The sequence below is a fragment of the Nonomuraea sp. GTA35 genome (assembly GCF_041950525.1).
Taxonomy (GTDB): Bacteria; Actinomycetota; Actinomycetes; order Streptosporangiales; family Streptosporangiaceae; genus Nonomuraea.
On the sequence record NZ_JBGNUV010000004.1, the window covers coordinates 780,752 to 796,505 of the forward strand.

The 15,754-nt window shown below is 72.9% G+C and carries 12 protein-coding genes; 7 read left to right on the forward strand and 5 right to left on the reverse strand.

Annotation, left to right across the window (positions count from 1 at the left end):
* Positions 1-7: 7 nt before the first annotated feature.
* Positions 8-1,429: a CDP-alcohol phosphatidyltransferase family protein gene (locus ACBJ32_RS22065; RefSeq protein ID WP_357873174.1), complete on the reverse strand. Its 1,422-nt coding sequence runs from the start codon at positions 1,427-1,429 to the stop codon at positions 8-10.
* 112 nt (positions 1,430-1,541) lie between these two features.
* Here ACBJ32_RS22065 and ACBJ32_RS22070 point away from each other — a divergent pair, with 112 nt between their 5' ends.
* The gene (locus tag ACBJ32_RS22070) at positions 1,542-2,807 is read left to right on the forward strand and encodes an SDR family oxidoreductase (RefSeq protein WP_375128284.1); all 1,266 of its coding nucleotides are present in this window, start codon (positions 1,542-1,544) and stop codon (positions 2,805-2,807) included.
* 26 nt (positions 2,808-2,833) lie between these two features.
* The gene (locus tag ACBJ32_RS22075) at positions 2,834-4,570 is read left to right on the forward strand and encodes a CDP-glycerol glycerophosphotransferase family protein (RefSeq protein ID WP_375128285.1); all 1,737 of its coding nucleotides are present in this window, start codon (positions 2,834-2,836) and stop codon (positions 4,568-4,570) included.
* 51 nt (positions 4,571-4,621) lie between these two features.
* Here ACBJ32_RS22075 and ACBJ32_RS22080 read toward each other — a convergent pair whose 3' ends face one another.
* Positions 4,622-5,638, reverse strand: a complete 1,017-nt coding sequence (locus ACBJ32_RS22080; protein ID WP_375128286.1) for a glycosyltransferase family 2 protein — start codon at positions 5,636-5,638, stop codon at positions 4,622-4,624.
* Between the two features lie 81 nt (positions 5,639-5,719).
* Here ACBJ32_RS22080 and ACBJ32_RS22085 point away from each other — a divergent pair, with 81 nt between their 5' ends.
* The 5 genes from ACBJ32_RS22085 to ACBJ32_RS22105 all read left to right on the forward strand — a co-directional run bounded on the left by ACBJ32_RS22085 (position 5,720) and on the right by ACBJ32_RS22105 (position 10,153).
* A complete protein-coding gene (locus ACBJ32_RS22085; RefSeq protein ID WP_375128287.1) occupies positions 5,720-7,165 on the forward strand; it encodes an LCP family protein in 1,446 nt (481 codons plus the stop codon).
* Between the two features lie 34 nt (positions 7,166-7,199).
* The gene (locus tag ACBJ32_RS22090) at positions 7,200-7,547 is read left to right on the forward strand and encodes an STAS domain-containing protein (protein ID WP_357873163.1); all 348 of its coding nucleotides are present in this window, start codon (positions 7,200-7,202) and stop codon (positions 7,545-7,547) included.
* Between the two features lie 120 nt (positions 7,548-7,667).
* Complete coding sequence (locus tag ACBJ32_RS22095) at positions 7,668-8,498, forward strand: GNAT family N-acetyltransferase (protein WP_375128288.1); 831 nt, start codon at positions 7,668-7,670, stop codon at positions 8,496-8,498.
* Positions 8,495-9,334: an LLM class flavin-dependent oxidoreductase gene (locus ACBJ32_RS22100; protein ID WP_375128289.1), complete on the forward strand. Its 840-nt coding sequence runs from the start codon at positions 8,495-8,497 to the stop codon at positions 9,332-9,334. Before ACBJ32_RS22095 ends, ACBJ32_RS22100 begins: the two co-directional genes overlap by 4 nt.
* A 93-nt stretch (positions 9,335-9,427) precedes the next feature.
* Complete coding sequence (locus ACBJ32_RS22105) at positions 9,428-10,153, forward strand: DUF4097 family beta strand repeat-containing protein (protein ID WP_375128290.1); 726 nt, start codon at positions 9,428-9,430, stop codon at positions 10,151-10,153.
* Between the two features lie 75 nt (positions 10,154-10,228).
* Here the strand turns inward: ACBJ32_RS22105 and ACBJ32_RS22110 are convergent, their stop codons facing one another.
* The 3 genes from ACBJ32_RS22110 to ACBJ32_RS22120 form a co-directional block, all read right to left on the reverse strand.
* Positions 10,229-11,038, reverse strand: a complete 810-nt coding sequence (locus ACBJ32_RS22110) for a hypothetical protein (protein ID WP_375128291.1) — start codon at positions 11,036-11,038, stop codon at positions 10,229-10,231.
* A gap of 96 nt (positions 11,039-11,134) precedes the next feature.
* Positions 11,135-12,271: a hypothetical protein gene (locus ACBJ32_RS22115; RefSeq protein WP_375128292.1), complete on the reverse strand. Its 1,137-nt coding sequence runs from the start codon at positions 12,269-12,271 to the stop codon at positions 11,135-11,137.
* 116 nt (positions 12,272-12,387) lie between these two features.
* On the reverse strand, positions 12,388-15,753 hold the full coding sequence (locus tag ACBJ32_RS22120) for a hypothetical protein (protein ID WP_375128293.1): 3,366 nt from the start codon (positions 15,751-15,753) through the stop codon (positions 12,388-12,390).
* Between the last annotated feature and the right edge of the window lies 1 nt (position 15,754).

The following is a 15,754-nucleotide window of genomic DNA, read 5'->3' on the forward strand; positions in this document are numbered from 1 at the left end:
ACCGAAATCACCTTGCCGACCTCGCGATCCGTCCGGCGAGCTGGTAGAACGCCGCCACGCCGCCCCAGCCGAGCAGCGCCAGGAACGTGACCCGGGTGTCCCAGAGGGCGGCGGTGACGGCGATCAGGGCCATGCGCTCCCCGATGGGCAGCACGATCATCTTCTTCAGGTAGCGGGCGATCGTGTCGCGTTCGAGCCGCTGGGCGAGCTTGAGCACGCCGCCGGGGGCGCGGCGCACGTCCTGCGACTCCAGCAGGGACCGCGCGGGCCTGCCCCACATGGAGCCGATGCGGGCGGCGTCGGCGACGGCGCCCGCGTACGTGTAGTCGATGGCGTGCCTGACGACCTGCAGCACCATCGCGGCCACGGCCAGGTACCAGATGTCGCCGGCGGCGGAGCCGAAGGCCAGGCCGACGTAGACGGCGTACTCCTTGAGCCGGTCGGACATGCCGTCGGCCCAGGCCCCCAGCGGGGAGAACGTGCGCGTGTAGCGGGCGAGCTGCCCGTCGAGGCAGTCGAGCGCGAACGACAGGTACAGCAGCCCCGCCCCGGCCAGCCGCCCGCCCTCGGTGCCCGCCGAGAACCAGACGGCCGCCAGCAGGGCCAGCCCGGCCGAGATGCCGGTGACCGTGTTGGGGGTGAGCTTGAGGCGCACGCAGGGCTTGATCAGGTAGCGGGTCCAGGAGGAGACGAAGAACGTGGCGAAGAAGCCGTCGTCCTCCTTCACGGAGGCGTCGAGCCTGACCTTGGCCTCGTCCACCTCGGACAGCCTGGCCAGGGCGGCGTCGGCGGCGTTCTGGCCGGTCACGCGGTCGGCGTGCAGCAGCCCGATGCCGGAGGCGCGCACGGTCACGCCCGACCTGACCAGCCCGACCAGCAGCAGGTCCACCGCCTCGACGGGGGTGACGGGGCCGAGCTTGCCGGCGTCGGCCAGCTCGGCCAGCTCCTCGGCGATGTCCGCGAGCGAGGCCAGGTCGGACTCGCCCGCCTGCAGCACGCCCCTGAACGTGGCGTTCGCCTCGGGGACGAGGTGGAAGGAGCTGCCCGCCGCGACGATCCGGCCGCCTTCCACGCGTACGGGCGGGCGCAGCGGCCCGGCGGTGGCGTCGTGCGAGATCAGCGCGGCGGTGCTGCGCGCCGGATGCTCCAGCAGCACGGCCAGCGCCTCGGTGTGGATCACCAGGTCGGCGGGCAGCACGGCGACGGCGCCCGTGGCGGTGCGCGCGATCTTGGCGAAGCCGCGCAGGTCGGCGGCGAGGCCGCCGCCTGCGGCGGACATCACCTGGACCTCGCGCACGGGCAGCGTGGCGAGCTGATCGCCGAGGCGGTCGAGGAGCGTGCCGTCACCGCTGAGGAGCCTGCACGCGGGCGTCGTGGCGAGCAGCACGACCGACGTGGTCGTGCTCTCGCGGGTCAATGAGTCGGGCAAAGCTCAGGTCTCCTCCCGGTCGGGGTGGAGCACACGGTCTCGGGGGGTGCGTAGACACAGCGTAGCGACAGGTCAACGCGATATCACGGAACAGCACCGTTACGCTGCCGGTATGGATTCACGGCTGCGGTCGGTAGGAGTGCTCCTCGCGGGCGGGGTGGGGCAGCGGGTCGGGCTCGGCACGCCCAAGCAGCTCGTCGAGGTCGCGGGCAGGACGATCATCGAGCATTCGCTCGCGGTGTTCGAGGCCGCCCCCGAGATCGACGAGATCGTGGTGCTGATGACGCCCGGGTACGCCGACCGGGTGCGCGAGATCGTGGCCCGTGGCGGGTATCGCAAGGTCAGCCAGGTGGTGGACGGCGGTTCCAGCCGTACGGAGAGCACATGGCGGGCGCTGGCGGCGCTCGGCGCGGAGGAGTGCAACGTGCTGTTGCACGACGCTGTACGCCCACTCCTGGAGCCCCGGATCATCACGGAATGTGTCCGGGCGCTGGAGACCCACGAGGCCGTCAACGTGGCGATCCCGAGCTCCGACACGGTCCTCGTGGCGACGCCCGAGGGGTCGATCGGCGAGGTGCTGGACCGGTCGCGGCTGCGGCGCAGCCAGACCCCGCAGTGCTTCCGGCTCTCGGTGATCCGGGAGGCGTACGAGCGGGCGATGGCCGACCCGGGCTTCGCCGGGCTGCCCGCCACCGACGACTGCGGGGTGGTGCTGCGCTACCTGCCCGAGGTGCCGATCCACCTGGTCCAGGGCAGCGAGCGCAACATCAAGGTGACCCACCCGGCCGACCTGCACATCGCGGATCTGCTCTTCCGTCTGCCCCGGCCGGTGCCGGCGGGCGACAGGGCCGCGCTGGCCGGGCAGGTGATCGTCCTGCTGGGCGACTGCGAGCTCGCGCGGGAGGCCGCCGGGCACGGCGCCACGGTGCACGTCCTGACCCGTGCCGGCGGCGTGCGCGTGGAGGACTTCGGCTCGGTGGCCAAGGCGCTCGACGACGTGGGCGGGGCCGATCACGTGGTGCTGGTGGCGGGCGCGGGCCACGCCGGCGACCTGGCGCGGGCGAGCGGCGAGACCGTAGCCGACGCTGTGGGCGTCGGCCACCTGGGCGCGCTCAACGTCGCCCGCGCCGCCCGCCCGCACCTGCGCGGCAGCCTGCTGCTGCAGGTCCCGCCCGGCTCCGGCGCCCTGCACGAGTCGGGCGCGGCGGCCGTGGCCGGGCTGACCCGGGCGCTGGCCCGCGAATGGGCCGCCGACGGCATCCGGGTCAACTGCCTCAATACCGGAGCCTCTCCGCTCGTGGTCACGCAGACCTCCCTGGACATCCTCATCTCCGACCTATCAGGGCAAGTCATAGACGCCCGCGTGGACGGCACTTGACCTGGGGCTTGTTACCGTGCGATCACATGAGGAGACTCATCGTGATCGCTGCGCTGCTCGGCTGCTACCCTGCGCTGCTGGTGGCGGCGCTGTGGCCGGCGCCGGCGCTGTTCGGGGCGGTGGCGGCGGCCTCGTACCTCGTCGAGTACGCGGCCCCGCGCGCCGCCCGCCCGCTGCCCGAGCTGCTCGGCAAGGTGCACCTCGGGATCACGCTGCGCTTCGCGGCCCGGGAGACCATGGCGCTGCTCCTGGTCGCGCGCACGGCGGGGGCCGAGCTGCCGTGGTTCGCGGCGCTGGCGGCCGGGATGCTGGCGATCCACGCGGTGCGGGCCCTGCACACGGGGCTGGCGCTGCGGCTGCGCCAGATGCTCAGCAGGATGCCGGTGACCACCCGCAACCTCGACGTCTCCGCGCTGCGCATCCCCAGGATGCCGCCGGGGCCGCTGCGTGACGCCGGCAGCGTGCCGTTCCTCTGCCTGGACGCGCTGCCGGTGCTCGGGTCCGTCCTGGGCGCCGTACCGGCCACGGCAGGCGCGGCGGTGGCGCTCGCGGCGGGCCTGGCGGGGGCGCTCGCGCTCATCCCGTACGTGCGCCGCGCCCGGCCGCTCACCGACCGGGCCAGGGTGCTGGAGGTCGTGGGCGAGCAGGTCGAGAAGTACCGCCCCGAGGTGATCCTGTACTTCTCCGGCGCCACGGCCGCCGCCTACCAGGCCAGGATGTGGCTGCCCACCCTCGAACGCATGCCCCGGCGCGCCATCGTCGTGCTGCGCGAGCGCGGCATGGCCAGGCACCTGGAGTGCACCAGCCTGCCGATGGTGTGCATCCCGTCGTCGGCCGACCTGATGAGCTTCCGCGCCCTGGCCGGGGCCAAGCTCTGCCTGTACGTCGCCAACGTCGGCAGGAACGTGCACATGCTGCGCATCCCGACCCTGCGCAGCGCGTTCCTCAACCACGGCGACAGCGACAAGGAGGCCTCGTTCAACCCGTTCTCGCGGGTCTACGACGAGGTGTGGGTGGCGGGGCCCGCCGGCCGCGACCGCTACCGCCGGGCCAAGGTGGGCGTCAGGGACGAGAACATCCACGAGGTCGGCCGGCCCCAGCTCCAGGGCATCTCGACGGAGGGGCCGGGGCTGCCGTACCGGACCGTCCTGTACGCGCCCACCTGGGAGGGCTGGAACGACGACCTGTTCCACACCTCGCTGATCACCATGGGCCCGCGCATCGTCCGCGCCCTCCTCGACCATCGGCCCCCGCTGCGCGTGATCTACAAGCCGCACCCGCTCACCGGGCACCGCGACAAGAGCGCCACCCGGGCCCACAGGAAGATCGTCGCCATGATCGAGGCGGCGGAGCTGGCCAAGTCGAAGGCCCGCCACCCCTCCAGGCCCGCCGGCGCGGCGCCGCACATCAGGCACCTGGTCGTCACCGGGCCCGAGCCGCACCTGTACGACTGCTTCAACGAGTGCGACCTGCTGATCAGCGACATCTCCAGCGTGGTGGCCGACTTCCTGGCCAGCGAGAAGCCGTACGCGGTGACGAACGTGGCGGGGCTGCCCGAGCGCGCCTTCCACGAGCGTTATCCGAGCACGGAGGCGGGGGTGCTGCTGGGTGAGGACCTGTCGGGGCTGGCGGAGTTCCTGGACGGGGAGGACACGCTGGCCAGGGCCCGGGTGAAGCTCAGGAGCTACCTGTTCGGGCCGGAGTACCCGGACGCGATGACGCGTTTCAACGCGGCCGTGGAGCGGGTCTTCTCCGGAGGATGAGCTGGAGCACCCCGCCGGGGTACGGCGGGGTGCGGGGACGGGAGGACGGGGTCAGCGCGGCGACCGGGCCAGCTTCTTCGGGCTGGTGAGGAAGCCCCAGCCCCACGAGCAGTGCATGGTGGCGTACACCAGCGGCAGCCGCAGCTTGGCGCTCGCCGGCAGCCCGCCGCCGGTCAGCGCCGAGCCGGCGACGATGGCCACGGCGTACCCGCCGGGCACGATCAGCGCGAGCGGGAAGAACGGCGAGACGACCAGCCCGAGCAGCATGGCGAGCACGGCGGCCGGGGGCGCGAGGTAACGCAGGTTGATCGTGCCCTCGTGGGTGCGCGCGACCACCCGCCGCCAGCGGCCGTAGTGGAAGTACTGCTTGGCCAGCGCCTTCACGTTGGGCCTCGGCCGGTAGGAGACCCGCATGCGCGGCTGGAACCACACGAGCCCGCCCGTCTGGCGGATGCGGTGGTTCATCTCCCAGTCCTGAGCCCGCTGGAAGTGCTCGTCGTAGCCGCCCACCCGGTCGAGCGCCGACCGGCGGAAGACACCGAGGTAGACGGTGTCGGCCGGCCCGGCCGTGCCGCCCACGTGGAACGCGGCGGCGCCGACGCCGATCTTGGAGGTCATGGCGCACGCGACGGCCTGCTCGAAGGGGGTGATCCCTTCGGCCGCCATGATGCCGCCCACGTTGTCGGCGCCGGTCTCGGCCAGCGTCTCGACGGCCACGCGCAGGTAGTCGGAGGGCAGCATGGCGTGCCCGTCGACCCTGGCGACGATGTCGTTGCGGGAGGCGGCGATGGCCGCGTTGAGCGCGTTGGGGGTGCGGCCCGTCGGGTTGGGCACCACCGTCACCCGCCGGTCGGCCGCCGCGATGGCGTCGGCGACCTCCTGGGTGCGGTCCTGGGACGGACCCACGGCGAGGACGACCTCGATCTCACCGGGGTAGCTCTGGGCGAGGACCATCTCGACGGCCTCGCGGAGGTGCCGCTCCTCGTTGAGGACCGGCATGACGACGGAGATGGGGGGCCAGCCGCGCGTCTGTGCGGGCGCGTGCGGCGAGTCGGGGAACTGCTTCATGGCGGGGCTCACGCTACTGTACGACCGTGGGAGGAGGGCAATCGAAAGGCCGATCCTCCGGGGTGACAAGAGGGGGACGGGATGCGCGACCCGGACGAGGAGGACGGCGGTGTGCTCGTGGGCGGAGACGCCTACGGTGACGTCAAGCTGACGACACCCGTCCGCACTCGGCGGCCGCCGCGCAGGAGTGCCAAGGCCCGCCGCCGCAACGTGCTGGTCGCCGGCCTCCTGTCCACCGGCGTGCTGATCACCACGGGCGTGGTGTGGGCGACCCCGCGCCAGATCGGCACGGTAGACGCCGGGGTGACCGCGCCCGCGTCCCGGGGCGCCGAGAACATCCTGCTGGTCGGCGTGGACAAGCGCGACGACCTCACCCGCCAGCAGCAGAACCGGCTCAAGCTGGGCCGCGAGAGCGGCCAGCGCACCGACACGATGATGGTCATCCACCTGTCGGAGGACCACAGCAAGGTCACGGTGGTGAGCCTGCCGCGCGACACCTGGACGACGATCCCGGGCAGGGGCGACCACAAGATCAACTCCGCGTACCAGTTCGGCGGGCCGAAGCTGGCCAAGCAGACCGTGGAGGCGGCCACCGGGCTGCAGATCAACCGCTACATCGAGGTCAACATCCTGGGCTTCATCGACGTCGTCGACTCCCTCGGCGGGGTCACCGTCTGCACGCCCGTGCCCATCAACGACACCAAGATCGCGCTCAACCTGCCGGCCGGCACCCACCAGCTCGACGGCGTGCAGGCGCTCGGCTACGCCCGCACCCGCGCCACCGCCCGCTCCGACCTCGACCGCATCGACCGGCAGCAGCAGGTCATCTCGGCGCTGCTCAACCGGGCGCTGAGCGCCGACACGCTGGCCAACCCGGCCAAGCTGGCCTCGTTCGTCAACTCCACGCTGAGCACGGTGAAGGTCGACCCCGACGACGGGCTGCTCGGGCTGGCCACGCAGATGCGGGACGTCTCGCTGACGGACGTGAAGTTCGCCGAGGTGCCGCTGGCCGACGTCGACTTCAAGACCCCCACGGGCGAGTCGGCGGTGCTGTGGGACAAGCAGGCGGCGCGCGACCTGTTCACCAAGATCGACGCGGACCAGGACCCTGCCGCGCCCACGCCGTCCGCCTCGGCCTCGGCCTCCCCCAAGCCGTCGGCGATCGCGACCGGCCAGATCACGCTGGAGGTCAAGAACGGCACGCTGATCACGGGCCTGGGGGCGCGCACGAAGGAGGCGCTGGTCGCCTACGGTTTCAAGGTGCCGGGCAAGCCGGGAAACACCTCGAAGAAGGACTACAAGCAGACCTTCATCCGTTACGGCGAGGCTTTCGAGGCGCAGGCGAAAGTCGTCGCCGCCGCCATTCCCGGTGCGGAGCTGCGGAAGGCGGAGCTCGACGGCATCGAGCTGATCCTGGGCAGCGACCAGCCGAAAGTGCAGCAACAGAAGTCCACCGGCACCCCGACTGCGAAACCGAGTGTTACACCAACCACCAAAACGGCAATGCAGAACATATGTAAGAAATAGGCATAATTATCTGGGTGTCGGGCAGGTGAGGCCCATGGTGGTCAGGCACTGGCGGGAGGGGCCCTGTACGGTTCTGCACGTCGTAGGCGATCTCGACGTTGCAGGCGCGCCCCGGTTGCGGGCGGAGCTGGAACAGGCATTGGCGGCGGCCGATCCCCTCAACGTGGTCGTGGACCTCACCGAGGTGCCGTTCTGCGACTCCGTCGGGCTCGGCGTGCTGGTGGCCACGCTCAACCACATCCAGGACCTGCACGGGCGCATGATCCTGGTCCTCGCGCCCGGAATGATCCGCCATTTGCTGACGATCACGAACCTCGACCGGCATTTCGAGACGAGCCATTCCCTCACCGAGGCGCGGGCCGCGCTGGAGAGCGCCGCCTGAGCGGTAACGGGTGAACCGGTAAGAGGTGTGCGAGAACATGGTCATGTCATGTTGGGCACGCCTCTCCACGACCCTTCTCCGAGTCGCGGGAGAGCCCCCTGAGGTGCGGAGGCTTTCACGTTGTTCGACCAGTTCCCCGAGCCTGGGCGCTCCCAGCTGCGCGCCGCCTTCGACGAGGGCAGGACGCGGCCTGAGTGGTGCTTCGCGGAAGGGCAGGCCCGCCTGGCCTACTGGGCGCCCTTCCCCGGCTCGGAGCCGGCGATCGTCTGGCAGTTCGACCCCGGCCCCGACCCCGTCGCCGCCGGCGGCCTGCTGCGCCGCAGCCTCGGCGCGATGGGCCTGACCAAGGTGATCCACGACATCTCGCTCCAGCCGGGGCTCGATCCCGCCGTCGATCGCGCGGTCGAGCACGAGGCGCTCGTCGAGGCCGGGTTCGTCATGGAGGTGGAGCGGCTGCTGCTGGAGTGGGTGGCCGTGAGCGACGTCCCCGAGGATCCGGGCAGGCTGACGTACCGTCCCGCGCGCCGCATGGACCCCGCCGAGGTGATCGACCTCCTCGTCCGCGTCTCCGAGGGCTCGCTCGATCACGACACGCAGGTGGAGGTGGCCACGTCGGGCGCGGAGAAGGAGGCCCGATGGATGTACGACGACCTGATGAGCCGTAAGGCCAAGCCCAACTGGTTCGTCATCGGCTACCTCGGCGACTCCCCCGTCGGGCTGGTGGCGCCCGACGACCACTCGATCGCCTACATCGGCGTGGTGCCCGAGCACCGCGGCCACGGCTACGTCGACGACCTGCTGGCCCGGGGCACCCGCACGCTCGCCGAGGCCGGCCTGCAGCGCGTCGTGGCCGCCACCGACGTCGCGAACGTCCCCACCGCCAACGCCTTCCTGCGTGCTGGATACTCGGAGACCGGCCGGTTGTTCCGCTACTACTGGAGGGCATCGTGAGACTCGGCGTCATGTTCGACCGGGGGCTGCCACCCGAGCAGCTCGTCCCGTTCGCGAGAGCGCTCGACGAGACGTCCGTCGACGACCTGTGGGTGGTGGAGGACCTGGGCTGGACGGGCGGACTCACCTCGGCCGCCACGGCGCTCGCCGTCACCTCCCGGCTGCGTGTCGGCCTCGGCATCGCCCCCGCGCCGCTGCGCAACCCGATGCTGCTGGCGATGGAGCTGGGCAACCTGGCACGGGTGCACCCGGGGCGGCTGGCCGCCGGGATCGGGCACGGCGTGCAGGACTGGATGCGGCAGGTGGGCGCCGCCCCGTCCTCGCCGCTCGCCCTGCTGGAGGAGACGATCACCGCGGTGAGCGCGCTGCTGCGCGGCGAGACCGTCACCCTGCACGGCAAGGAGGTCCACCTGGACGGCGTGTCGCTGGTGCACCCGCCGGCCGAGCCGCCGCCCGTGCTGGCCGGGGTGAAGCGGCCGCGCTCGCTGGCGCTGTCGGGGCGCGTGGCCCAGGGGACGATCGTGCCCGAGGGCGTGGGCCCCGACCAGGTGCCCGGGATCATCGAGACGATCGCGGCCGGGCAGGATCACGAGCTGGTCGTGTTCACGTTCCTGCGCCTCGGGGCCGGCGGCGAGGAAGAGGCGCGGGCGATGGTGGCCGGGCAGGCGGGGTTCCTGGGGGTGCCGCCCGAGGACGTGGCGATGGCGTCCGGCACCGCTGAGGAGGCCGCGGCGCACGTCAGGAGCCTGTGGGCGGCCGGGGCCACGTCGGTGGCGGTGCGCCCGATCGGGGCCGACCCGCTGGGGCAGGTGAACGCGCTGCTGTCGGCGCTGTAGCCGTCGCCGTCCCCGGAGTCCGGCCGAATGGCCGATGCCGATTCGGCCGGACGGTCGATGGCCGGGACGGCGCGCTCGGCCACGATCGTGGCCATGAGGCAGATTGCGGCATTCGCAGCATGCGCGGCGCTCCTGGCGGCAGCGAGCACCGGTTGCGGCGTGGACCTGGCAGCCGAAGAGGTCCACGCCGCCCAGTCGTTCCCCTTCACCGGGACCGATCTGAAGATCGACGCCTCCCTGGGCGGCGTCCGCGTCCTCCAGGGCACCGGCGGCGCCGTCCAGGTGGACCGGTGGGTGCGCGGCAAGGCGGCCGACGCCCCCGCCTGGTCCCTCCGGGACGGCACCCTGCGCCTGAGCGCCGACTGCAACATGGTCTTCGGCGACTGCGGGGCCCGCTACCACGTCAAGGTCCCGCCCGGCGTCCGCCTCTCGATCGACGTGATGGACGGCCTCGTCCTCGACGGCCTCACCCAGGACGTCGCGGCGAAGAGCCGGGAGCGCATCCAGGTCACGGGCGCCTCGGGGCGGCTGCGGCTGCACAGCGACGGCTCGATCGAGGCCGAGGGGCTGAAGTCGGAGTACGTGCGCTGCCGCACCGCGGACGGGACGATCGACGTGGCGTTCGCCGCTCCGCCGACCACCCTCGACCTGCGCTCGCGCGACGGCAGGGTGACGGCGAGGGTTCCCTCGGGCACGTACGCGGTGACGGCCAGGAGCACGGACGGGAGCACGCGCTCGGAGGTCGAGAACGACCGGAAGGGCAAGCGGCGGATCACGGCCAGCAGCACGACCGGCGACGTCCGGATCCTGAAGAGATGACGGCGCGGGCGGCATGCGGCGCCGCCACCCGGCGGCCCGGCGGCGCCGTTCGCCCCGCCCGTACGCCCGTGACGTCTACTGCCAGATGGCGGCGTACTTGCCGTTCTCCGCGTTGACCTGCACCGGCGCCAGCCCCTTGGCCTTGAGGTCGTCGAAGCGCTTCTGGTACCCCGAGGCGCTCATGTCCACGTAGTGGGCCCAGGACTTGACCCGGTCCTTGCGCCACACCGCCGCGTACGTCCCGTCGGGCGCCACGGAGATCTTGACCGGCCGGAATCCCTTCTCCTTCTTGGCGTAGACCTCGGCCTCGTGCTGCTTGAGCGACTTGCCGTAGGTGTACTGCCAGGCACCGCCACCGCCGGCGCTCCACACGCCGACGTAACGGATGTCGTCCGGCGTGCCGTACGCGTCCACCGAGGTCAGCGCGAGCCTCTTGCCGGCCGCCTCCTTGTTGGCGGCGGCGAAGCCGGCCGGGGTGAGGCCGGCCTTGGCCAGGAACGCCCCGGACTTCTTCTCGAAGATGGCGGTGAACACGGGCGAGTCGGCCGGCCCGGTGGCCGAGACGGAGGTCGGCTGCGCCCCCTCCTTCAGCCCGGCGTCGAACCGCTGCTGGAAGCCGTCGGCCGACATGCCCTGCCAGATGCCCCACTGGCCGGACGAGCCGCCCTTGACCCAGACGGCGGCGTACCGCTCCCCGTCCGAGACGTTGACCGTGATCGGCCGGTAGCCCTGGTCCTTGAGCTGCTTCACCCGGGCGGCGCTCTGGCTCGCGCTCAGGTCGTGGTAGGCGGCCCAGGCCGGCGCCGCCTGCGCCGTGGCCGCCGTCGGAACGGCGGCCCCGGCCAGCACGGACGTGACGATCGCGATCTTCCCCGTGGTCCGCATGACCCTCCCATGCAGGAATCTTCACTCGTTCAAGGGGCACGACCTTAACAGCCCTTGCTGACCGGCCGCAGGCGGCCTGTCAAGGAGGCGGCGGAGTCAGCCGACGCGCTCGAAGGGCGTCGGGGACTGGCCGGTCCAGCGGTAGAGCTGGGCCTGGCCGGTGTGCTTGGAGACGCCGTCCTCCGTGACCTTGCCGGCCTCGGCCACGTAGTAGCGGCCGCCGCCGAGCGAGACCAGCCCGTACTCGCCGGTGAACTGCCAGCCCCTGACCCCCGTCGCCGCGTCCTCGAGCCCGCCGGGCGCCAGCGTGAGGAGCTTGCCGCGCTCGGCCTGCGACTGGCCGGCGAGCTCGCCCGTCCTGGGGCGCGCGCCGCCGTCCACCATGAAGAAGGTGTAGTTGGGGAACTGCGGCTTGGTGCCCTTGTAGACGGCCATCATCCAGTTGCCGGTGTGCTCGTCGTACTGGAGGTTCTGCACGCCGTAGGTGGTGTTGCCGGTGTAGGCGAAGTACTTGCCGTCCACCCGCTCGGGGCCGCTCCGGTGCGGGGCGCTCTCGGTGAGCGGGCGCTCGTACTTCTTCCACTGCTGGATGTCGTACTGGAGCAGGACCTGGTGGTCGTTGTCCTGCCGGGTGGTGTTGGCGTAGATGCCGTAGGCGACGGTCAGCTTCCGCTTGCCGTGCTTCTTGCCGAACTCGGGGCCGAACGAGACACCGTCGATGCCGCTGCAGCCGTAGCGGTGGTCGGGGGTGTTGCCGACGTTGCCGTCGAACGTGCCGTCCCCGTTCATGTCGGCCACGTAGTCGGCGACGACCTCCTTCAGGTACACGGTCTTGACCACGTCGGTGGTCTGGGCGTCCATGTCGGGCGCGGTGATGCGGTCCACGTCGAAGATCGCGATGTAGAACGACTCCTGCGCCTTGTACTCCAGCGAGCCGTACACGCGGCCGTCCTGGGAGTTGAAGTCGAGGTCGCCCAGGTGGCCGGTGAAGCCGGTCACGGAGCCGATGAGCTTGCCCTGGAGGTCGGTCTTGACGAGGAGGTTGGTGAAGGAGAAGTACATGTACCCCTTGCGCTGGTCGATGGCCATGCCCTGGACGTGACCGGCCGTCCAGGCGCCGCCGTCGATCTCCGTCGGGAGGTCGCGGGGACGGTCGGCGGCGCCTGCCGGGGTGGCGGCGAGGAGGGAGAGGGCGGAGGTGGCGGCGAGGGTGAGCGTCAGGACCTTGCGCATGGTGCGGTAACCCGTCTTCGGCGTTCAGTGATCAAAAGCCGACGTTATACCGACATCATGCTGATATCTGACAATTTCCTGAACTGCCAGTGAAGTGGCGCCGAACCCTCCGCCGTTCACTCCATGGCCGTCCTGACCCGGTGCGCCTGGTACGCCGCCTCGCGGTAGCCGCTCGCCCGTACCCGTCGCAGCAGCTCGCGCCACGGCTCACCCCAGCCCGCCCTGATGGCGGCCGACTCGGCCAGCGCGACGGCCACCAGCGCGCCCGCCTCGCCCTGCTCCGCCAGCCACCGCGCGTGCGGCAGCAGGCGCTCAGCCGGCACGTCCTGCGCCGACTCCGCGAGCAGCTTGCCCACCTCGACGGCGGCCAGCACCCCGGGGATCGTCCCGAGCAGCCGGGCCAGGTCGTCCCGCGCGGAGCCGTGCTCCCAGTCCACGGTGGCGGCCAGCAGCTCGGCCGCCAGGCCGGCAGGCAGGTCGGCCACGACCGCCCGCGCGGCCTTCCGCGCCGACTCCAGGTCCACGACGTGGCACGGGCCGGGGTCCGGATCGAGGCGCCGGTTCATGCGCGGGCCCGGGCCTGGTTGGAGGCCGAGGCGCAGGCCCAGCACGATGGCCGCGAGCCGCTGGGCGGCCGGGCGGTCGCGCTCGGCCCCGGCGTCCGGGCCGTCGGGCGCGGCGGCGAGCGCGCGCACGGCGCGCCGCAGCTCCGCCACCCCGTTCCCCGAGCACGCCACCTCCACCAGCCCGCGGGCCGCGGCCCGCCACCCGGCGGTCTCGCCGAGGTCGCGGACGATCTCGGCCAGCCGCTCCGCGGCCCCCGGCACGTAGGGACCCCAGCCAGGCAGCGCCTGGATGGCCTCGATCCGGGTCCTCAGGCCGCTCGACCGGGTCGCGGCGGCGATCAGCTCCCCGTACGCCGGCCGCCACCGCTCCGGCAGGCTCAGCGGACGCGGCCCCAGCACCGGGGCGGCCACGTCCTCCACCGCCGCGACCGCCTCCCCGAGCAGCGCCCAGGCGGCCGGCTCGGCGAGCAGCTCCGTGGCGGCCGACACGACCGCCGCCCGGACGTCCTTGTGCCGGCCCGGCGCGTCCCACAACCGCCGCAGCACGCCCATCGCGCCGGGCGCGCGGTGCCGGGCCAGCAGCCGGACGGCCTCCTTGCACGCGGTGACCTTGCCGCCGGCCAGCACCGGCTCCAGCGCCACCGCCAGCTCCGCCGGCCGCGCGAACCTGGCCGCCCGCGCCGCCCCGTGCACCGCCACGTGCGCGTCGTCCCCACCCGCGTGCGCGAGCAGGTCGCCCAGCACGTCCTGCGGCGACGCCGTCCACGGCAGCGCGGTCAGCGCGGCCCGCCGCACCACGGCCTCCCCCGGCATCACGTACGGCCGCAACCGCCCGGCCCCGGCCCCGGGCACCCCGCCCATCCTCCGCACGGCCTGCGCGCGCTCCCACACGGGCAGCGTGGTGTCCCGCGCGACCCGCTCCAGCAGCCCCAGGTACGCCTCGCGCTGCCCGGCCGTCCAGCGCAGCATCGCCCGGCGGGGCGCGCGGTGCACGCGGCGCGTGCCGCTCCTGGCGAACCGCCCCTCCGGATCCCGCGGGCCGAGCGCGACCTCCAGCAGGTCGGTACGCTGCCACGCCAGCACCTCGAACACCACGTCCAGGTTCACCACGGACGGATCGGCCGCCAGCAGCCTCGCCACCCGCTCGCCCCTGGTCCGCGGCGGCTCCAGCCAGTACTCGACGGCCTCGATCGCCTCCGGCCCCTCGACGGCGTCCAGCGCGCGTTCCAGCGCCCGCCGCAGCTCGGGCAGCTCGTGCCCGCGCCGGCCGAGTCCCGTGGCGAGCAGGAAGGCGAGCTGGTGCCGGTCATGGCCGGCCGCCGCCTCCAGGTACGGGGCCAGCCTGCGGACCAGCTCGACCTCCTGGCCGCGCCGCAACACCTCCCAGAGGTGGCTGAGCGTGGCCGTGCCCACGTGCTCGGTCACCCGCTCGAACGTCCGCATGCCGAACTCCAGCAGGGCCGTGTCCTGCCGCGTCGCCCCCTGCTCGAAGACCGAGGCGGCCAGGCGGCCGATGGCGCGCTGGGTGCGGTACGAGCAGTCGCGGGCCGCCAGCGCGTCCTCGACGAGCCCGTCGAGGAAGGGCAGGTGCGCGGGCCGGAAGAGCCGGCCGGGGATCCCGGCCAAGGCCGCGATGGCCGCGCCGCGCACCGGCTCCTGCTCGTTGCGCAGGCGGGTGAGGGCGTCCGTCAGCCGGGTGAGGACCTCGGGGTCGCGGCTGCGGCCCGCGCAGGCGATCAGGTTGACGTAACCGCCGGCGCGCTCCTGGGAGTCGGAGCGGCGGGTGACGGCCCGCAGCACCGGCTCGGCCTCGTCGTACGGGAGGAAGGCCGTGATCTCCAGCGTGCGCGGCTCGTCCTCGGCGACGGCGCGCAGCCCGAGCATGCGGCGGGCCTCGGCGACGCGGCGGCGCAGCGGGAGCACGTTCAGCAGCTCCTCCGAGTGGACCTGCCCGGAGAGGTCGACGCCCTGCATCGTCGCGGTGAACACCGCGTCCCTGCGGGCAGGCGGCAGCGATCGCAGCAGGTCGGGCACCGCGCCGGGCTGCTCGCGTACCACCCTGCCGAGCTCGCCCAGCCTCTCGTCGGTGAGCGCGGACAGCCGCCGCCGCACGCTCGCCCGCCCGAGCAGCGCGGCGAGCTGCGGCTGCCGGCCGGGGGCCAGGTAGATGGCCAGCGTACGGGCCGGGTCGGCGTCCAGGAGCCGCCCCGCGCAGCGCCAGGACCTGGGTGTCCAGTGGCGCTCCAGCAGCGCGATCACCCGCTCGGGGGCGTGCCGGGCGGCGGCCTCCACGCCGGGGATCAGGGCCCGCCACCAGGTGTTGCGCAGATCCTGGGTCAGGCCGTCCAGCACCTGCTCGGCGTGGTCGAGCACGAGAAGCGGGTGCTTCCCGGCCAGCGCCGCCCAGTTGGGCACCGCGTGGGCGAGGCCGGCCAGCCTGGCGGCGACCGCCTCGGCCCGGCAGGCCGCGAGCAGGCCCGCCGCCTCGCGGTCGCCCCACCGCTCGCGTACCTCGTCGATCAGGAGCTCGGCCAGGTCGGCGCGGCGGTGGCGCCTGATGGCGCGGTAGGCGGTCATGCGGTGGTGCACGGGGGCGGTGCGGGCGAGGGCGAGCATGGTGTCGCCGGGGGCGCCGAGCTTGACGGCCTGGGCGATCGCGAACCCGGAGATGTCGGGATCGGGGTCGGCCAGGGCGCGGGTGAGGTGCGGGAGGTCCTTCGCCATCACGGCCAGGCGTACGGCGAGCAAACGCTCGTACGGGCCGCCCTCGGCCAGCTCCTCCAGCAGGGCGGTCAGCTCGGACCCCGCGGACAGCTTCGAGCGCGCGGACAGCTCGCGGGCGTGTTCGGCCAGGCGACGGCAGCGCTGCCCGTGGGGCAGCGGCTCCACCTCGTCGAGCAGTTCCTGAGATCGCATC